15 protein-coding genes are annotated in these 16,236 nt (G+C 56.6%); 12 read left to right on the plus strand and 3 right to left on the minus strand.

What is annotated here, in order from left to right:
- Positions 1-159: 159 nt before the first annotated feature.
- Together LA5095_RS21005 and LA5095_RS21010 are read right to left on the minus strand one after the other, a co-directional pair.
- Positions 160-714, minus strand: coding sequence for a cupin domain-containing protein (locus tag LA5095_RS21005; RefSeq protein ID WP_055119012.1), 555 nt, complete (start codon positions 712-714; stop codon positions 160-162).
- Between the two features lie 26 nt (positions 715-740).
- On the minus strand, positions 741-1,445 hold the full coding sequence (locus LA5095_RS21010) for a metal-dependent hydrolase (protein WP_055119013.1): 705 nt from the start codon (positions 1,443-1,445) through the stop codon (positions 741-743).
- A 142-nt stretch (positions 1,446-1,587) separates the two neighbouring features.
- Between LA5095_RS21010 and ruvX the strand changes: the two genes are divergently transcribed.
- From ruvX to rpmG, 12 genes are all read left to right on the plus strand, one after another.
- Positions 1,588-2,070, plus strand: a complete 483-nt coding sequence (gene ruvX / locus LA5095_RS21015; RefSeq protein WP_055118471.1) for a Holliday junction resolvase RuvX — start codon at positions 1,588-1,590, stop codon at positions 2,068-2,070.
- A 91-nt stretch (positions 2,071-2,161) separates the two neighbouring features.
- Positions 2,162-3,088: an AEC family transporter gene (locus LA5095_RS21020; RefSeq protein ID WP_055119015.1), complete on the plus strand. Its 927-nt coding sequence runs from the start codon at positions 2,162-2,164 to the stop codon at positions 3,086-3,088.
- Positions 3,089-3,212: 124 nt separating this feature from the next.
- Positions 3,213-4,169: an aspartate carbamoyltransferase catalytic subunit gene (locus LA5095_RS21025; RefSeq protein WP_055119017.1), complete on the plus strand. Its 957-nt coding sequence runs from the start codon at positions 3,213-3,215 to the stop codon at positions 4,167-4,169.
- A 12-nt stretch (positions 4,170-4,181) separates the two neighbouring features.
- On the plus strand, positions 4,182-5,483 hold the full coding sequence (locus LA5095_RS21030; protein ID WP_055118473.1) for a dihydroorotase: 1,302 nt from the start codon (positions 4,182-4,184) through the stop codon (positions 5,481-5,483).
- Between the two features lie 132 nt (positions 5,484-5,615).
- Positions 5,616-6,395 (plus strand): DUF3108 domain-containing protein, encoded by a 780-nt coding sequence (locus LA5095_RS21035; RefSeq protein ID WP_158510422.1) that lies wholly within the window; start codon positions 5,616-5,618, stop codon positions 6,393-6,395.
- Between the two features lie 161 nt (positions 6,396-6,556).
- A complete protein-coding gene (gene plsY / locus LA5095_RS21040) occupies positions 6,557-7,222 on the plus strand; it encodes a glycerol-3-phosphate 1-O-acyltransferase PlsY (protein WP_055118476.1) in 666 nt (221 codons plus the stop codon).
- The gene (gene dprA / locus LA5095_RS21045) at positions 7,219-8,358 is read left to right on the plus strand and encodes a DNA-processing protein DprA (RefSeq protein ID WP_055118478.1); all 1,140 of its coding nucleotides are present in this window, start codon (positions 7,219-7,221) and stop codon (positions 8,356-8,358) included. Before plsY ends, dprA begins: the two co-directional genes overlap by 4 nt.
- Positions 8,359-8,698: 340 nt before the next feature.
- The gene (gene topA / locus LA5095_RS21050; RefSeq protein ID WP_055118480.1) at positions 8,699-11,404 is read left to right on the plus strand and encodes a type I DNA topoisomerase; all 2,706 of its coding nucleotides are present in this window, start codon (positions 8,699-8,701) and stop codon (positions 11,402-11,404) included.
- Complete coding sequence (gene rnr, locus LA5095_RS21055) at positions 11,401-13,719, plus strand: ribonuclease R (RefSeq protein WP_055118482.1); 2,319 nt, start codon at positions 11,401-11,403, stop codon at positions 13,717-13,719. Before topA ends, rnr begins: the two co-directional genes overlap by 4 nt.
- On the plus strand, positions 13,716-14,186 hold the full coding sequence (locus LA5095_RS21060; protein ID WP_235808858.1) for a DUF983 domain-containing protein: 471 nt from the start codon (positions 13,716-13,718) through the stop codon (positions 14,184-14,186). Before rnr ends, LA5095_RS21060 begins: the two co-directional genes overlap by 4 nt.
- Positions 14,183-14,929: an NUDIX hydrolase gene (locus LA5095_RS21065; RefSeq protein ID WP_055118484.1), complete on the plus strand. Its 747-nt coding sequence runs from the start codon at positions 14,183-14,185 to the stop codon at positions 14,927-14,929. Before LA5095_RS21060 ends, LA5095_RS21065 begins: the two co-directional genes overlap by 4 nt.
- Positions 14,930-15,117: 188 nt before the next feature.
- Positions 15,118-15,285 (plus strand): 50S ribosomal protein L33, encoded by a 168-nt coding sequence (gene rpmG / locus LA5095_RS21070; RefSeq protein WP_029061434.1) that lies wholly within the window; start codon positions 15,118-15,120, stop codon positions 15,283-15,285.
- 533 nt (positions 15,286-15,818) lie between these two features.
- Here rpmG and LA5095_RS21075 read toward each other — a convergent pair.
- Positions 15,819-16,190: a response regulator gene (locus LA5095_RS21075; RefSeq protein WP_029061433.1), complete on the minus strand. Its 372-nt coding sequence runs from the start codon at positions 16,188-16,190 to the stop codon at positions 15,819-15,821.
- Positions 16,191-16,236: the final 46 nt, after the last annotated feature.

Here is a 16,236-nt window from a genome sequence, read left to right on the forward strand (position 1 = left end):
TACCAAGTCAAATTCCCTCTGCCAGCGCCTTGAAGGTTAGATATGATCGCCGACCGGAAATTCCCGTGAAACTTTGTTCATGTTGGGCAAAAGAAGACTAGAAACATTTCATGTCACCGGCTGCAATTCTTTGGAAAGGCAAACGGGCATCCGAAACAGTCATTGGATCTTTTGCTGATCGGAACCCGGCGGTTCTTCGGCAACGACAGCGTGCGAATTGTCACCGAGCAGGAAAACGGCGAGGATCCTGGCTGGCCCATCCCCCGTGTTTTCACCCCGGTGCGTAACATTCATGGCTTCCAGCAAGCCTTCTCCCTGGCGGTACAGTTTCTTGCCGATGCCGTCATAGGTCACGGTGATTTCACCTTCCAGCATATAGGCAAACAGCGGAGCTCCATGCTTGTGCCAGCCGGTGACTTCGCCGGGCTCCATCGTAATCTCAAGGGCTTTCACCGACTGATTTCCCTCGGGAAACACGACCTTTTCACCCGCTACCGTCAAATCGCCTGCATAGACCTGTCTCACCTTGTCGTAAGACTCGTTGTCCGTTGTCGCAGATCCGTTCGGCTCGGCTGCCTGCGAGCCCGGTTTGGCAAGCGGCTGAGAAGGCGCAGGTTTGCCGTTGGGTGTGATCGACTTGTCGGCAGCTGTCGCAGAAGCCGTTGCAAGACACGCGGCCAGAAATAGGCCGATTGGAAACAGTCTGAAATTCATCTTGGCCTCACCGCTCACAGTCTTTCCTAAATTTCGATATTCACGCCCGGTCTCATGGCATTCACCCTGCTCGCCTCGGCTCCCATGGCGGTGACAAAGGCATCGGCGGTTTCGTCTATGATCGGAAACGTCCCGTAGTGGCACGGTACGATCGTGTCGAAATCGAAGAAGCGGGTACAGGCCATGGCCGCAACTTTGCCGCCCATCGTGAATCGATCTCCCACCGGAACGATCCCGATCTTCGGCCGGTAGATCTCGTTTATCAAGGCCATATCCGAGAAGATATCGGTATCGCCCATGTGATAAATCACCTTGCGACCGGGAACTTCGATGATGACCCCATGCGGATTGCCTAGATAAACGGCTTCGCCGTCCGCTTGTTTCGAAGAGGAATGTTCAGCTTTTGTCAGCGCAATCTTGAACGGTCCGGCATCAACCATGCCTCCGGTATTCATGGGGCTGATATTGTTTACACCCTGACGGTTGGCCCACATGCAGATTTCGAAATTCGAGGTGAGTTGAGCCCCGCTTTTCTTCAGAATTTCCACTGCGTCGCCGATGTGATCGTCGTGCCCGTGAGTAAGCACAACATGGGTGACGCCGTCTGACACCTGATCCACCGAGAGCTCCTCAGGAAAGGACGGGTTTCCGGTCAAAAACGGATCGATCAGAATGGATGTGTCGTCAAATTCAATCTTGAACGCAGAATGGCCGTACCAGGTGAGCTTCATGAGAATCTCCTGAGAGAACACAGTGACAAGATTGGAGAATAGACCTTGCCCCGAATTGCGCAAGAACAGGTTGGTTGCACAAAGTCTCGATCGCGGAGAGTTCAAACTGGTCTTTTCGGAGCCGCCCTGATAAAGCCCGGCCATGGCAAACGACCCCGCACTTTCACTAGAGAACTTTCTGGCAGAGCTGACTGCCAACACTCGCCTGATCGGCCTTGATCTGGGCACCAAGACCATCGGCCTTGCGCTTTCCGATCTCGGACGCGGCATTGCTTCCCCGATGGAAACAATCAGACGCAAGAAATTCACTATTGATGCGGAGCGGTTGCTGGCAGTTTGCGCTGAGCAGGAGGTGGGCGGAATTGTGCTCGGTCTGCCACTGAACATGGATGGCACCGAAGGGCCACGTGCCCAGGCAACCCGAGCCTTTGCGCGGAACCTTTCCCAGAAGACAGAGCTGCCGATCACCTATTGGGACGAACGTCTTTCAACAGCTGCCGTGACACGCACGTTGCTTGAGGCAGATTCCAGCCGGGCAAAACGTGCCGAAGTCGTCGACAAGATGGCCGCTGCCTACATTTTGCAGGGTTTTCTGGACCGGCTCGGGTTCATGAGTTCAGACTGATCACCAACCTCTTACGGTCACCCGTCATTCCCTCACCTTCTCTCCGACGCCTTTCGGCATGTCCGGGTTCCGTCAACCGCGAAAGCAAGCCATGTCCGCGACAGTCGCCGCTCTCCTCCCGGTCATCCTTGTCATTGCCTCAGGGTATCTGATCGCAAAAACCGGGCTGATCACGGATGAGCAATGGCGCGGTGTCGAAAGGCTCGCCTATCTCGTACTGTTCCCCGCCGTTCTGTTTCAAACAATATCGCAAGCAGATTTCACGAGTTTTCCAACTTTCGACATGGGTGGCGCACTTCTTGCCACCATCGCTGTCATGGCGACCTTGCTTTTCATCATGCGCCCGATCCTTGAACGCTCCCTCGGAATAGCGGCCGTCCGTTTCACGTCGATTTTTCAAGGCACTCTTCGCTGGAATGCAATGATCGCGCTTGCCATCGCGAACAATTTTGCCGGAGAAACAGGGCTGGCATTGCTTGCGGTCGCCATGGTGTTCCTGATTCCTGTCGTGAACATCATGAGCATCGTGGTGCTGTCACGCTTTGCCAGCGGTTCAGCACCGAGCAGTGCAAAGATCTTCAAGGACCTCTACACAAATCCGTTCATTCTTTCGATCGGCGCCGGTGTTGTTTTCAACTTCAGCGGCCTTTCCCTGCCATTGGTCTTCTCCGACACGCTGGAAATCTTTGCGCGTGCCGCCCTGCCGATCGGCATCATCTGTGTCGGGGCCGGACTGGACCTGGGATCGCTGCGCAAACCGGGTCCCGCGCTCGCGCTCGGAACCTTTCTGAGGCCTGTCTTCATGCCTCTCGTAGCCTTCGGTTTTGCGAAGCTGTTCGGGATAGAAGGGACGGCCCTTGCCGTCGTGATCATCGCAAGCTCGGTTCCCTGTGCCAGCAACTCCTATCTGCTTGCACGGCAAATGGGCGGCGACGCAAAACTGATGGCGGAAATCGTCACGTTGCAAACGCTCTCGGCCACGGTCACCATTCCCCTGGCTCTCCTCGTCTTTACCTAGGTCCTCAACAGGACATCGGTATTTTGTCCATTTGTTCAAATATTTGGCGATCATGTGGACATCGGGTACGAGATGAAATCTGATCTTGTGCATGTCCACGATTCCACCTATAGGGATGGTCTCGATGACCGCGACAGATATCCATCGAGACAGCCCCTTCCCCCATCGTCATTTGCTGGGCATAGAGGGACTTCATCCCCACGAAATATTGGGACTATTGGACCGAGCCGAAGAAGCCGTCGAGGTTTCCCGGCAGGTGAACAAGCGAAAGCATGTTCTGCAGGGCCGGACCCAGATAAATCTCTTTTTCGAGAATTCCACGCGCACCCAGAGTTCATTTGAACTGGCCGGCAAACGGCTTGGTGCGGATGTCATGAACATGGCCGTGTCCCAGTCCTCGGTCAAAAAGGGTGAGACGCTGATCGATACGGCAGCGACGCTCAACGCCATGCATCCCGATCTGCTGGTGGTAAGGCATCACGCGGCCGGCGCCGTCCACCTGCTTGCCCGCAAAGTTGGCTGTTCTGTTGTCAACGCAGGAGACGGTCCGCACGAGCACCCGACCCAGGCACTCCTGGACGCCCTGACGATACGGCGACACAAGGGCAAGATCGCCCGGCTGACGGTCGCAATCTGCGGAGACATTGCGCATTCGCGTGTCGCACGCTCCAACATCATTCTCCTGAATGCGCTCGGGGCGAGAGTTCGGGTCGTTGCCCCGACGACGCTCTTGCCATCCGGCATCGCCAAGATGGGGGTCGAGGTTTTCAGCGACATGCGGGAAGGCTTGAAGGGCGCCGACATCGTCATGATGCTGCGGCTTCAGCGCGAACGCATGAACGGTGCGTTTGTCCCTTCGGTTCGCGAATACTACCGCTACTTTGGCCTCGACGCCGAAAAACTGGCGTTTGCAAGGGACGACGCCCTTGTCATGCATCCGGGACCGATGAACCGGGGGGTGGAAATAGATGCTTCCATCGCCGACGGACCTCAGAGCCTGATCCGCGAACAGGTCGAAATGGGCGTTGCCGTGCGCATGGCCGTGCTCGAGGCGCTTGCCGCCAACCTGCCGAACAACTAGAGGAACTTCATCGTGGCACTCGATACCCCAAGACCTCTGGTTCTTTCCAATGCCAGGGTGATCGACCCGGCACGCGAGCTGGATGCCCCCGGCTCTATCATCATCGCGGACGGCACAATTCTGGCAGCCGGCCCCGAAGCGGCGAACCAGGGAGCGCCCTACGGTGCCGAAATCGTCGATTGCAAGGGCGCGATCGCCTGTCCGGGGTTGATCGACATGTGTGTTTCCGTCGGCGAACCAGGGGCAGAGCATCGCGAAACACTCGCCAGTGCCTCTCAGGCGGCAGCGGCCGGCGGCGTGACAACGATCTGCACAATGCCCGACACAGACCCCGTGATCGACGATCCGGCCCTGGTCGATTTCATTTTGCGCCGGGCCCGGGATACGGCGATTGTCAATGTGCATCCTCTGGCCGCCCTTACAAAAGGGCTTGAGGGTAACGAGATGACGGAAATCGGACTTCTGAAGGAAGCTGGAGCCGTCGCCTTCACCAACGGACACAAGTCGGTCAAGAACGCCCAGATGATGCGCCGGATGATGACCTATGCGCGCGACTTCGATGCGCTCGTCATTCACCACACGGAAGATCCGGACCTTGCGGGCGGCGTCATGAATTCCGGCCTCAATGCGAGCTGGAAGGGGCTTTCAGGTGTTCCGCGCGAAGCCGAAATCATCATGCTTGAACGCGATCTTCGCCTTGTCGCCATGTCGAAAGGAAAATATCACGCGAACCTGATTTCGACATCCGACAGCACCGAAGTCGTCCGAACAGGAAAGAAACGCGGCCTGGATATTACCGCAGGCGTGTCGATCAATCATCTTACACACAACGAAAATGATATCGGCGCCTATCGGACCTTTTTCAAAATGTCGCCTCCCCTGCGCGACGAGGACGATCGCCAGGCCATGATTGCCGCTGTCGCGGACGGGACCATCGACATTATCTGTTCCAACCACGATCCGCAGGACGTCGAAACCAAGAGGCACCCCTGGGCAGAGGCCGAAGACGGCGCGATCGGCCTCGAAACACTTCTGGCCGCGGCGCTGAGGCTTTACCATTCCGAACAGGTCGACCTTGTTACGCTGCTCGGCACGATGACCAGCGGACCGGCTGACCGGTTGGGTCTCGAAACCGGCCGCCTGAGCAAGGGTGCACCTGCCGATGTGACGGTTTTCGACCTCGAAAGACCCTGGGTTCTGGAAAAGAGCACAATCAGGTCAAGGTCCAAGAACTCTCCTTTTGAGGATGCGCGCTTTTCCGGTCGGGTCGTGCAGACCGTAGTCGCGGGCAGAACAGCCTACACCTATTCCTAGAAGGTCCTGAATTTCAGGCATACGATGCATTCAGATTGCATTCAGGCTGGATGGTGTTGGATCCGGCCACCCCATTCGCGTCAAATTCGCCCAGATAATTGACGCGAGCGAACACTATGAATGGATCTGTCGATGCGCCCGATATACCTGTCCCTGTTTGCCCTTACCCTGACGGCCGGTCAGGCCGCAGCCGCTGATCTCTACATGAAGTACAAACTGTTCGCGGTCGGCCTTCCGATCGGTTCGGGTGTCCTTTCGGTGGATTTCAATGACACCTCGTACTCTATCGATGCCAGCGGAGGAACAGCAGCCTTCGGTAAACTCGTTTCAGATGGCAAAGGCTCCGTCAACGTGCGCGGCGGGATCAGCAAAGGTGAACTTGAACCCGAAAGTTTCGCGCTCAATGTCATCAGCGAAGACGAGAACGGCTCGATTTCAATGCAGATGCGAAAAGGGGCCGTCAGCAAAGTTGCCGTCAATCCGCCGCAAGACAAGATGAACCAGCGCATCAAGGTGACTGCCGCACACCTGAAAAACGTACTGGATCCGTTGACCGCCGCCGTCTTCCCCGCGCCCAATGGTCTGTCAAAAGAGAGCTGCAACCGGTCGCTGGAACTTTTTGACGGCAAGGAACGCTATAACGTTCACCTGAGCTACAAGACAAAACGGCAAGCCAGAACGTCAGATGGTCGTTTCAAAGGGGATGTACTGGTATGCAGAGCCCGGTATGAACCGGTAGCCGGTCACAGACCCAAACGGAAAACCATTCAACAACTCGCCAAAAACAAATCAATGGAAGTCTGGCTGGCTCCCGTCGGCAACAAACCCTTCCTCGTTCCACTGAGGGCGAGCATTACGGCGCCATTCGGACCACTGGTTGTCCAGGCCGAAAAATACAAACTGTCAAAATGACCGGTTTATTCCCGCTTTTGTCCAACGCGGCCCATTTTTGCGTGGCGATAGAACAGAGTTGCCAGGCAAGTCACGACGGCCGGTTCCGGACTTGATCCGGGACGCCATATCGTTACAGTGCCGCTTCAACAACCGATTGCGCGAAAAGGGAGATAGTCCGCGTGCCAGATCCGATCAGCTGGGAATTCGCCTGGCCCTATTATCTCGGAGCTCTCGCCTTCGGCTATCTGCTGGGATCCATCCCGTTCGGCCTGATCCTTACACGACTGGCGGGCCTTGGAGATATCCGCAATATCGGGTCCGGCAATATCGGGACGACCAACGTCCTGCGCACCGGGAACAAGCCCCTGGCAGCCGCGACTCTTCTGGGCGATGCGTTGAAGGGCACCGCAGCCGTCCTGATCGTGAGCAGTTTCTACGGGCAGGAAATGGCGCTCGTAGCGGGATTTGGCGCGTTCCTCGGACACCTGTTCCCGATCTGGCTCAAGTTCAGGGGTGGCAAGGGTGTTGCCACCTATATCGGCATCATGCTCGGGCTTTTCTGGCCTGCGGGACTGATCTTTGTTGCGATCTGGATCGGAATGGCGGTCCTGTTTCGCTATTCTTCTCTTTCCGCCCTGTCGGCCAGCCTTGCAACACCGGTGATCCTCTATCTGGTTTTCAACCGTTTTCAGTTGGCGGAAATGGCACTGCTCATGACCGTCCTGCTCTGGGCCAAGCATCATGAAAACATCGGCCGGCTCCTGCGCGGCGAAGAAAGCCGGATCGGAGCCAAATCGGGTTCGTCCCCTGCGCCGGAAACAAATACCGGCAACGGAGGCGCATGAGAGGCGCAACGTCAAATAAAACCCGTTGTCTTTCCGAAAGTCAGCGTCTTGCATGGCTGCGCCTGATACGTTCGGAAAATATCGGCCCGGCGACTTTCCGCGACCTCCTGAACCATACCGGTTCCGCCGAGAAGGCACTTGAGTTGCTGCCCGAACTTTCAAGGCGTGGCGGCAAAAGGAGTTACAGGCTTTGTTCAGAAGACGATGCCGCCGACGAGCTGGAGGCACATCGTCATTTCGGGGCTCGGCTTGTTGCCCTGGGAGAAGCTGACTATCCTCCTCACCTGAAGCACATTGATGGCCCGCCGCCGCTGCTGTCGGTAAAAGGTGGAGCCGTCACGTCAACTCCGCGAATGATCGCCATTGTCGGTGCGCGCAATGCTTCGCTTTCCGGCCGCAAGCTTGCCGGCAGTTTTGCTCGCGATCTGGGAACGCACGGATTTGCGATTGCCTCCGGCCTGGCGCGCGGGATAGATGCCGCCGCGCATGAAGCGGCTCTGCAGACGGGTACATTGGCGGTCTTTGCCGGTGGGCTCAATGTACTTTATCCCCCGGAACACGAACAGCTCCTTGCGGCCCTCATCGAGACCGGTGGTGCGGCTGTCAGCGAAATGCCGTTCGGCTGGAAGCCTCGCGGGCGGGACTTTCCCCGGCGCAACAGGTTGATCTCGGGTGTTTCTCTTGGTGTCGTGGTGATTGAAGCGGCAAAAAAATCAGGGTCACTACACACCGCACGCTATGCGCTTGAGCAGAACAGGGACATTTATGCAGTTCCGGGATCTCCGCTGGATCCACGCTCTGAAGGTGCAAATGGTCTCATCAGGCAAGGTGCCATCCTGGCCCGGTCGGCTGAAGACGTCCTTGAAGACCTTGGAAACCGCGGCGACCCTGCCCTGCCGTTGTTCCAGGGCGTTCTGGATCCAGCCGGTGAAAAACCCGTCTTGCGGAGTGAACCAGACGACAGGTTGCGGTCGAAAATTACCGCCGCTCTGGGTCCGAGCCCGATAGAAATCGATGAACTCATCCGCTTTGTCGAAGGCAACACCAGGTTGGTCAACGTTATCCTGCTGGAACTGGAACTCGCCGGCCGTCTTGAACGGCATGCCGGGCAAAAGGTTTCGCTGGTGATGGGATAGAAAAAGAAACCGGACGGCCCACCGTCGTCGACAGAACCTGGAACCGTCACACCAACCGCAGACGATTTTCGAAGAAATTTGGGAAGCAGTCTTGCCTCAGCCGGGTTACGTGGGCATGTGCGTTTCAACCAATTCTGCGCACTATGACTTTTTCGCGCCTCGTAGCTTTTCAACATGCCGATTCAACCGTGGAAAACTATGCCAAGCAAGAGGTCACTTGACCCCGGACGCGCAAAGGTCCATTTGACAGTCGGCGCGCGATCCGTGATCGTCTGCGCAACTTAATTCTCCTTCTCCACCGGGCGGGGGCTCCGTTTCCGGCAAAAAAATTTGGGTAAGAATGAACGTCGTCATTGTGGAATCGCCGGCGAAAGCCAAGACGATCAACAAATATCTTGGCACCGACTACACGGTCCTGGCCTCTTATGGTCACGTGCGAGACCTGCCTCCAAAAGACGGCTCGGTGCAGCCAGACGACAATTTTGCCATGAGTTGGCAAGTGGACAGCAAATCCCAGAAACGGCTGACGGAAATTGCAAATGCGGTCAAGGAAGCCGATCGTCTTATTCTGGCGACCGACCCTGACCGCGAGGGAGAGGCAATTTCCTGGCACGTTCTGGAGGTGCTGCAGAAAAAACGCGTGCTGAAGGACAAGCAAGTCGAACGCGTTGTGTTCAACGCGATCACGAAAAAAGCGATCCTTGAAGCGATGGACAACCCGCGCCAGCTGGATACACCGCTGGTAGACGCCTATCTCGCCCGCCGCGCACTCGATTATCTCGTTGGCTTTACCCTGTCTCCCGTGTTGTGGCGCAAATTGCCAGGTGCGCGATCCGCAGGCCGGGTCCAGTCGGTCGCGCTGCGCCTGATTTGCGACCGCGAGATGGAAATCGAAGTCTTCAGAGCGCAGGAATACTGGTCGATCTTCGCCAACATGAAGACACCGGCCGGAGATATGTTCCAAGCCGGACTTACCGGTTTTGACGGGCGGAAAATCGGCCGCCATGACATCAACAACGAGGCTGAAGCCTCGACCATAAAGTCGATGCTGGAAAGCGCCAGCTTTGCCGTCGAAAGCGTTGCCTCGAAACCGGCCAGGCGCAATCCCGCAGCTCCTTTCACAACCTCCACGCTGCAACAGGAAGCGTCCCGTAAACTCGGCTTTGCAGCTTCCCGCACGATGCAGGTTGCCCAGAAACTTTACGAAGGCATTTCCATCGGTGGCGAGACCTCCGGCCTCATCACCTATATGCGTACCGACGGCGTGCAGATCGCCGGCGAAGCCATCGCGGCTGCCCGGAGCGTGATCAGTCAGGACTTCGGCGCAAACTATGTGCCTGAAAAACCGCGTGTTTACTCTACAAAAGCGAAAAACGCTCAGGAAGCACACGAGGCAATCAGGCCCACAGATCTCTCGCGGCGCCCGAAAGACGTGGCCAGGTTCCTGGATCCCGACCAGGCGAAACTCTACGAACTGATCTGGAAGCGGACGATGGCATCGCAGATGGAATCTGCCGTCCTGGAACGCACCACGATCGAAATCCTTGCAAAAGGAGCTGGCAAGAACGCCAATCTCCGCGCAACCGGTTCCGTTGTGCGGTTTGACGGTTTTCTGGCGCTCTACCAGGAAGGGCGCGACGACGAGGAAGACGAGAACTCCCGGCGGCTCCCCGCTGTCGACGACGGCGCGACGCTGACCGCGACATCCGTTGATGGTAAGTCGGATGCGATCGAGGCGTCGCAGCATTTCACCACCCCCCCGCCCCGCTACACGGAAGCGAGCCTCGTGAAAAAGATGGAAGAACTCGGCATCGGTCGTCCTTCCACTTATGCGTCCACCCTGCAGACCCTGCGCGACCGCGACTATGTCGAGCTGGAGAAGAAACAGCTGGTGCCGCAGGACAAAGGTCGTATCGTCACCGCGTTTCTTGAGAGTTTCTTCCAGCGCTATGTCGAGTTCGATTTCACTGCAAGCCTGGAAGAGAAACTCGACAAGATATCTGCCGGGGAACTTTCCTGGCAGGATGTCCTGCGCGATTTCTGGACGAACTTTTCGGGCGCTGTCGACGAGATCAAGGACCTCCGCGTTTCCGAAGTGATCGATGCCCTCAACGAATTGCTCGGTCCGCACATCTTTCCTCCGAAGGAAGACGGCACGGACCCGCGCAAATGCCCGACTTGCGACACGGGTCAGCTCTCATTGAAGGTCAGCCGCTGGGGCGCATTCATCGGCTGTTCCAACTATCCGGAGTGCGGCTTCACCCGCCAACTCGGAAAACCCAATGGCGAGGATGGTGACGCCGACGAAGGTCCCAAGGTACTTGGCGTCGACCCGGAAAGCGGACTGGATGTCTCCCTGAGGAAAGGGCGCTTCGGCCCCTATGTTCAGCTCGGCGAAGAGGCAAAACCCAAAAGAGCCTCGCTGCCCAAGGGCTGGTCGGCACCGGACATGGACCTGGACAAGGCGCTTCAACTGCTGTCGCTGCCGCGTGAAGTCGGATTGCACCCTGAAGACGGCAAGATGATTTCCGCCGGGATCGGTCGCTATGGTCCCTTTGTGCTGCACGAGGGAACTTATGCCAATTTGACGACACCCGATGAAGTCTTTTCGGTCGGCATCAACCGTGCCGTGGATGCGCTGGCTGAAAAACGCGCAAAGGGTGGAGGACGCCGTGGCGCTGCAGCCACGCCGCTGAAGGAACTCGGGGAACACCCTGACGAAGGCGGGCCTGTGAATGTTTTTGACGGACGCTACGGTCCTTACGTGAAACACGGCAAGATCAATGCAACCTTGCCAAAGGACACGGATCCGAAGGCCATCACCCTGGAACAGGCGCTCGAACTGGTTGCCGCAAAGGCGGCAAAGGGCGGCGGTAAGAAAAAGTCCGCCGCCAAGAAGTCCAGCCCGAAGAAGACCAAGACGGCGAATGGTGAATCCAAACCGACTGCCGGAAAGGCGGCAGCGAAAAAAACGAGTGCCAAATCCACGAAGGAAGTGGCTGTCGACGCATCGTCGGATGAAGTGCCGTGGGATGATGCGTCTTGAGCGCGAAACGCATTAACACACGCAAGCACACCAAGAGAAAACACGCCAAGGTTCCAGGCGAAACGCCCTCCCGCGAAGACATTCTCGCTTTTGTCGCTGATAATCCGGGCCGGGCAGGCAAACGCGAAATCGCACGCCATTTCGGAATTATCGGCGGCGCTCGCATCCATTTGAAAAAGATGCTGAAAGATCTCTCCGAAGAGGGGCTGATCGAAAAACGAAACAAACGCATGATCAGGCCAGGCGACTTGCCTCCGGTATTCGTGGCGAACCTGATCGGGCGCGACAGCGACGGCGACCTGTTGGGCGTGCCAGTCGACTGGGACGAGGACGCCGGGGATCCACCCAGGATCCTGGTGCTGACCGGCAAGACAAAGGCGACGCAGCCAGGTGTCGGCGACAGGGCCCTGATACGTTTGACCGAAGCTGAGGCCGGTCCTGAGGCCAGCCATGTTGCGCGCGTCATCAAGGTCCTTGAAAAGAAACAAGGGGCCGTCCTCGGCATCTTCCGCAAGCGTGACGGCGACCGCCTGCCCTACCTGGAACCTATCGACCGCAAACAGCGTGAACTCGATGTAGACCCTTCAGACCTGAAGGAAGCCGATGATGGCGACCTTGTCAGTGTTCAGGTGACGCGTTCCGGTCGATTCGGGAATCCGCGCGCCTCCATAATTGAACGATTCGGATCGATGAATTCCGAAAAGGCGGTTTCGGAAATTGCCCTTCAGTCTCATGGCATTCCGCACGTGTTTCCAGCCGCGGTCGAAGTTCAGGCCGAGGAGGCAAAACCGGTTGAAACGCTCGGCAAGCGAGAGGACTGGCGCCGGATACCGCTGATTACAATCGACCCGCCGGATGCGAAGGATCACGACGACGCGGTTTTTGCGGAACCGGATGACAGTCCGGAAAACCATGGCGGCCAAATCGTTTATGTGGCCATTGCAGATGTTGCCTACTACGTGACACCGGGTTCGCCGATGGACCGGGAAGCCAACATCCGCGGAAATTCGGTCTATTTTCCGGACCGTGTCATTCCGATGCTGCCGGAGCGCATTTCCAATCAACTCTGCTCGCTGCGGGAGTTGGAGGACAAACCGGCGCTCGGAGTTCGCATGGTCTTCGACAAGACGGGGCGCAAGATCAGCCATACCTTTCATCGCGTGCTGATGCGCTCGGCAGCCAAACTCTCCTATCATCAGGCGCAAAAAGCGATCGACGGATTGCCCGATGACAAAACCGGAACACTCCTGGAAGGAGTGCTTCAGCCGATCTGGGATGCATATGCGGTTGTCAAGAAGGGTCGCGACGCCCGAGAGCCTCTTGAGCTGGACCTGCCGGAACGAAAGATCAAGTTGAAGGACGATGGCACTGTTGATCATGTCTTCGTGCCTGAGCGGCTGGATGCCCACAAGCTGATCGAAGAATTCATGATCCAGGCCAACGTGGCGGCTGCAGAAACGCTGGAGAAAAAGAAGAGCCCTCTTCTCTACCGTGTGCACGACGCGTCGACACCCGAAAAGCTGGAAAGCCTCAAGGATTTTCTTTCCACGCTCAACATGAAACTGCCTTCATCCGGCGGGCTGCGTCCTTCGGTGTTCAACGGAATACTGGCCAAGGTCAAGGACAGCCCACAAGCAAATCTCGTGAACGAAGTTGTTTTGCGCAGCCAGGCACAGGCGGAATACACGCCACAGAATATCGGACATTTCGGACTTAACCTTCGCCGCTACGCACATTTCACCTCACCCATCCGCCGCTATGCCGACCTGATCGTCCACAGAGGTCTCATATCGGCGCTCGGGCTGGGAAAGGACGGCTTGCCGGAAGGCATTGAAAGCAAACTCGAAGCGATCGGAGCGGAAATCTCGGCTGCAGAGCGCCGGGCCATGCTGGCCGAGAGGGATACGATCGACCGGCTGATTGCGCTCTGGATGAGCGATCAGATCGGTGCGACTTTCCAGGGTCGCATCGCGGGTGTCGTCAAGTCCGGAATGTTCATCCGCTTGCAGGATACCGGAGCGGACGGATTCGTTCCCGCGTCAACCATCGGCCTCGACTACTACAGGTACGACGAAGGGTCGCACGCATTGATAGGTGACAAAACCGGTGAGACCTACCAACTTGGCGATCAGGTGGAAGTCAAACTGGTGGAAGCAGCACCGTTTGCAGGTGCCCTGACATTCGAGCTGCTCAGTCACGGACGCATTGCCGGCAAGAAAATCCGCAAGACCGCACCGAAAGTCCGTCGCGGACCTCCCAAGGGTGGCCGCTCCAAGACCTCCACGCGAAAAACGAGCCGAAGGAGGTCCAAGTGACGGTTCGCTACGACTTGAAAGACGACGTGGACATTCCGGAAATCTACGCCGAAAAACCGCGCCGTCCCGTTATGCCGGCCATGTTTCGTGGCGCGATCAACAAATGCATGAATTGCGGTCGAGGGAAAATCTTCGATGGCTTTCTGACAGTCCGTCATGCCTGTTCAGAGTGCGGTGAGGAGTTTCATCATCATCGCGCGGATGATGCGCCACCTTATTTCACGATCACGATTGTCGGACACATCATCATTCCGGCGCTGCTGATCGTGGAGGTGTTATGGCGCCCCGCGATCTGGATCCACATGTCCATCTGGGTCCCCTTGACGATCATTCTGTCGCTGGGGCTCATGCGCCCCGTCAAAGGCGCTCTGGTCGGCCTCCAATGGGCGCTTTACATGCACGGGTTTGACCCGGACGCCGAGGACGACTTCCCGCTTGCGCCTTCACCTTCCGAAAGGATCTCATGAGCGGTTCATTCGAAAAGCAGCTGGCGAAGGATGAAAAGGCAGGAGACTACCCCTACATCCGACCAAAAGACGCGGCGACACTGCTCGTTCTGGATCGTGATTCCGGTGGAACCGTAAGACTGCTGATGGGGCGACGTCACATGCGCCACACCTTCATGCCCGGAAAATTTGTATTCCCGGGTGGGCGGGTCGATCCTTCCGACTCGCGCATAGCCAACGTGATCCCCTATCATCCCGACGTGGAGGCAAGGCTTTCGAAGGGCCTGAAGAACGGCAAGTCGGTCGCCCGGGTTCGTGCGTTCGCATTGGCAGCCATCAGGGAGACATATGAAGAAGCCGGGCTCTTTGTCGGCCGCAAAACCCCGGGAAGCGAGTTGCGCCTGGGAACGGGTTTCGAAGCTTTCAAGGAACGCGGCATTCAGCCCGACCTTGGCGGATTGCGCATGGTGGCAAGAGCAATTACCCCGCCGCAACGTCCACGACGCTTCGATACGCGTTTTCTTGCGGTCTGGTCAGATGCGATCGCGGATCAGCTACCGGAAGGAACCGGACCTTCAGGTGAACTTGAGGATTGTGCCTGGCTCACCCTTGATGAGGCACGGGAGAAGGAACTGCCCCTGATTACAACAAAGATCCTTGCAGATCTCGAAGAGAGATTGTCCAGGGATCCCGATCTTTCACCAGCGACAGAAATCCCCTACTATTTTTTCAGGAAGGGTTCTTTCGTACGCGAAGTGATCTAGTGGGGCTATGCCTCACGGAACAGCCTTTTCGTAATGGGCATTTATTGGCTCGACGCCAAGCAAGCGCTTGACTTTCACGCTCCGATGAGTAGTTTGCGCGCTGATTTCAGACATTGGGGCAGATTCACCGCCAGCCAATCTGGCCACCCGAACCCTATGCCCGACAACCGAGAACAGGATCCAAGGCCATGGCCAAGGCGACAACAATCAAAATCAAGCTCACCTCCACGGCGGACACCGGCTTCTTCTATGTCACCAAGAAGAACTCCCGCACGATGACCGAAAAAATGGTCAAGAGGAAATACGACCCGATTGCCAAGAAGCATGTCGAGTTCAAGGAAGCAAAAATCAAGTAAATCCGGGCGTTTCCGGTAAACCAAAAAACCCGCCATTGCCGGCGGGTTTTTTTGTTGAAAAAATCGATCTTTAAACCGGTGACAGAGACAATCTCGCTATTGTCACGGGCATGATCCTGGTTTTGCGAAGCAATGAGATAGTGGTCGGCGGGAACACGGCATTCGAGGAGGCCACTCTTCGGCCGGTTCCCTGCCGACCTACCCCACGGACCCAGGAGATGCGGCGGACCTGAGCACTCCGAGGGGAAACTTTTGTCATACTTAACGTAAGGACAAAAAAGTTAACGTCAAAGACGCGATCAGAAGCTACTCTAATCTGCGGTCACACTACCCTATTGGAACCTGATTGCAATAAATTCCGCAAAATATGCACAGATACAATGATATTTTAGTAAATTCGTAACCTTAACGTGAAGCAGGATCACCTAATCGAAAGACTACCCTTGAGGACTACTGAAGCCTTGAACACCCCTTGATTGTACCAGATCTTCAAGTTTGTTTGCCGGTAAAATTGTCTGGCCCGGAGAAGACAATCAGGCTTCGCCGAGATATCCCCGCACGGTTTCCAGAAATTTCGCGACTGAAATCGGCTTCGAAATGTAAGCCTCACATCCGCCCTGGCGAATGCGCTCTTCGTCACCTTTCATGGCAAACGCAGTCACGGCAATGATCGGTATCGAGGAAATGGTGTCGTCTTCCTTGATCCACTTCGTCACTTCCAATCCAGACACTTCCGGCAATTGAATATCCATCAGAATCAGGTCCGGGTGGTGATCACGGGCAAGCTGCAGCGCTTCTATACCGGTTCGGGTCTGCAGCGTATTGTAGCCGTGAGCTTCCAGCAGATCATGAAACAGTTTCATGTTCAGCTCGTTGTCTTCCACGATCAATACGGTTTTTGCCATATAGTCCGGTCCTTTGCCCGGCGGTTCGCCGGTCCCACTCTCTCTC

The organism is Roseibium album, assembly GCF_001404515.1.
GTDB classification, from domain to species: Bacteria; Pseudomonadota; Alphaproteobacteria; order Rhizobiales; family Stappiaceae; genus Roseibium; species Roseibium album.

What these genes read in the sequence shown, in the direction of transcription:
- LA5095_RS21005 (WP_055119012.1), bottom strand. Translation starts at nt 714, where the DNA reads ATGAATTTCAGACTGTTTCCAATCGGCCTATTTCTGGCCGCGTGTCTT.
- LA5095_RS21010 (WP_055119013.1), bottom strand. Translation starts at nt 1,445, where the DNA reads ATGAAGCTCACCTGGTACGGCCATTCTGCGTTCAAGATTGAATTTGAC.
- ruvX (WP_055118471.1), top strand. Translation starts at nt 1,588, where the DNA reads ATGGCAAACGACCCCGCACTTTCACTAGAGAACTTTCTGGCAGAGCTG.
- LA5095_RS21020 (WP_055119015.1), top strand. Translation starts at nt 2,162, where the DNA reads ATGTCCGCGACAGTCGCCGCTCTCCTCCCGGTCATCCTTGTCATTGCC.
- LA5095_RS21025 (WP_055119017.1), top strand. Translation starts at nt 3,213, where the DNA reads ATGACCGCGACAGATATCCATCGAGACAGCCCCTTCCCCCATCGTCAT.
- LA5095_RS21035 (WP_158510422.1), top strand. Translation starts at nt 5,616, where the DNA reads ATGCGCCCGATATACCTGTCCCTGTTTGCCCTTACCCTGACGGCCGGT.
- dprA (WP_055118478.1), top strand. Translation starts at nt 7,219, where the DNA reads ATGAGAGGCGCAACGTCAAATAAAACCCGTTGTCTTTCCGAAAGTCAG.
- topA (WP_055118480.1), top strand. Translation starts at nt 8,699, where the DNA reads ATGAACGTCGTCATTGTGGAATCGCCGGCGAAAGCCAAGACGATCAAC.
- LA5095_RS21065 (WP_055118484.1), top strand. Translation starts at nt 14,183, where the DNA reads ATGAGCGGTTCATTCGAAAAGCAGCTGGCGAAGGATGAAAAGGCAGGA.
- rpmG (WP_029061434.1), top strand. Translation starts at nt 15,118, where the DNA reads ATGGCCAAGGCGACAACAATCAAAATCAAGCTCACCTCCACGGCGGAC.
- LA5095_RS21075 (WP_029061433.1), bottom strand. Translation starts at nt 16,190, where the DNA reads ATGGCAAAAACCGTATTGATCGTGGAAGACAACGAGCTGAACATGAAA.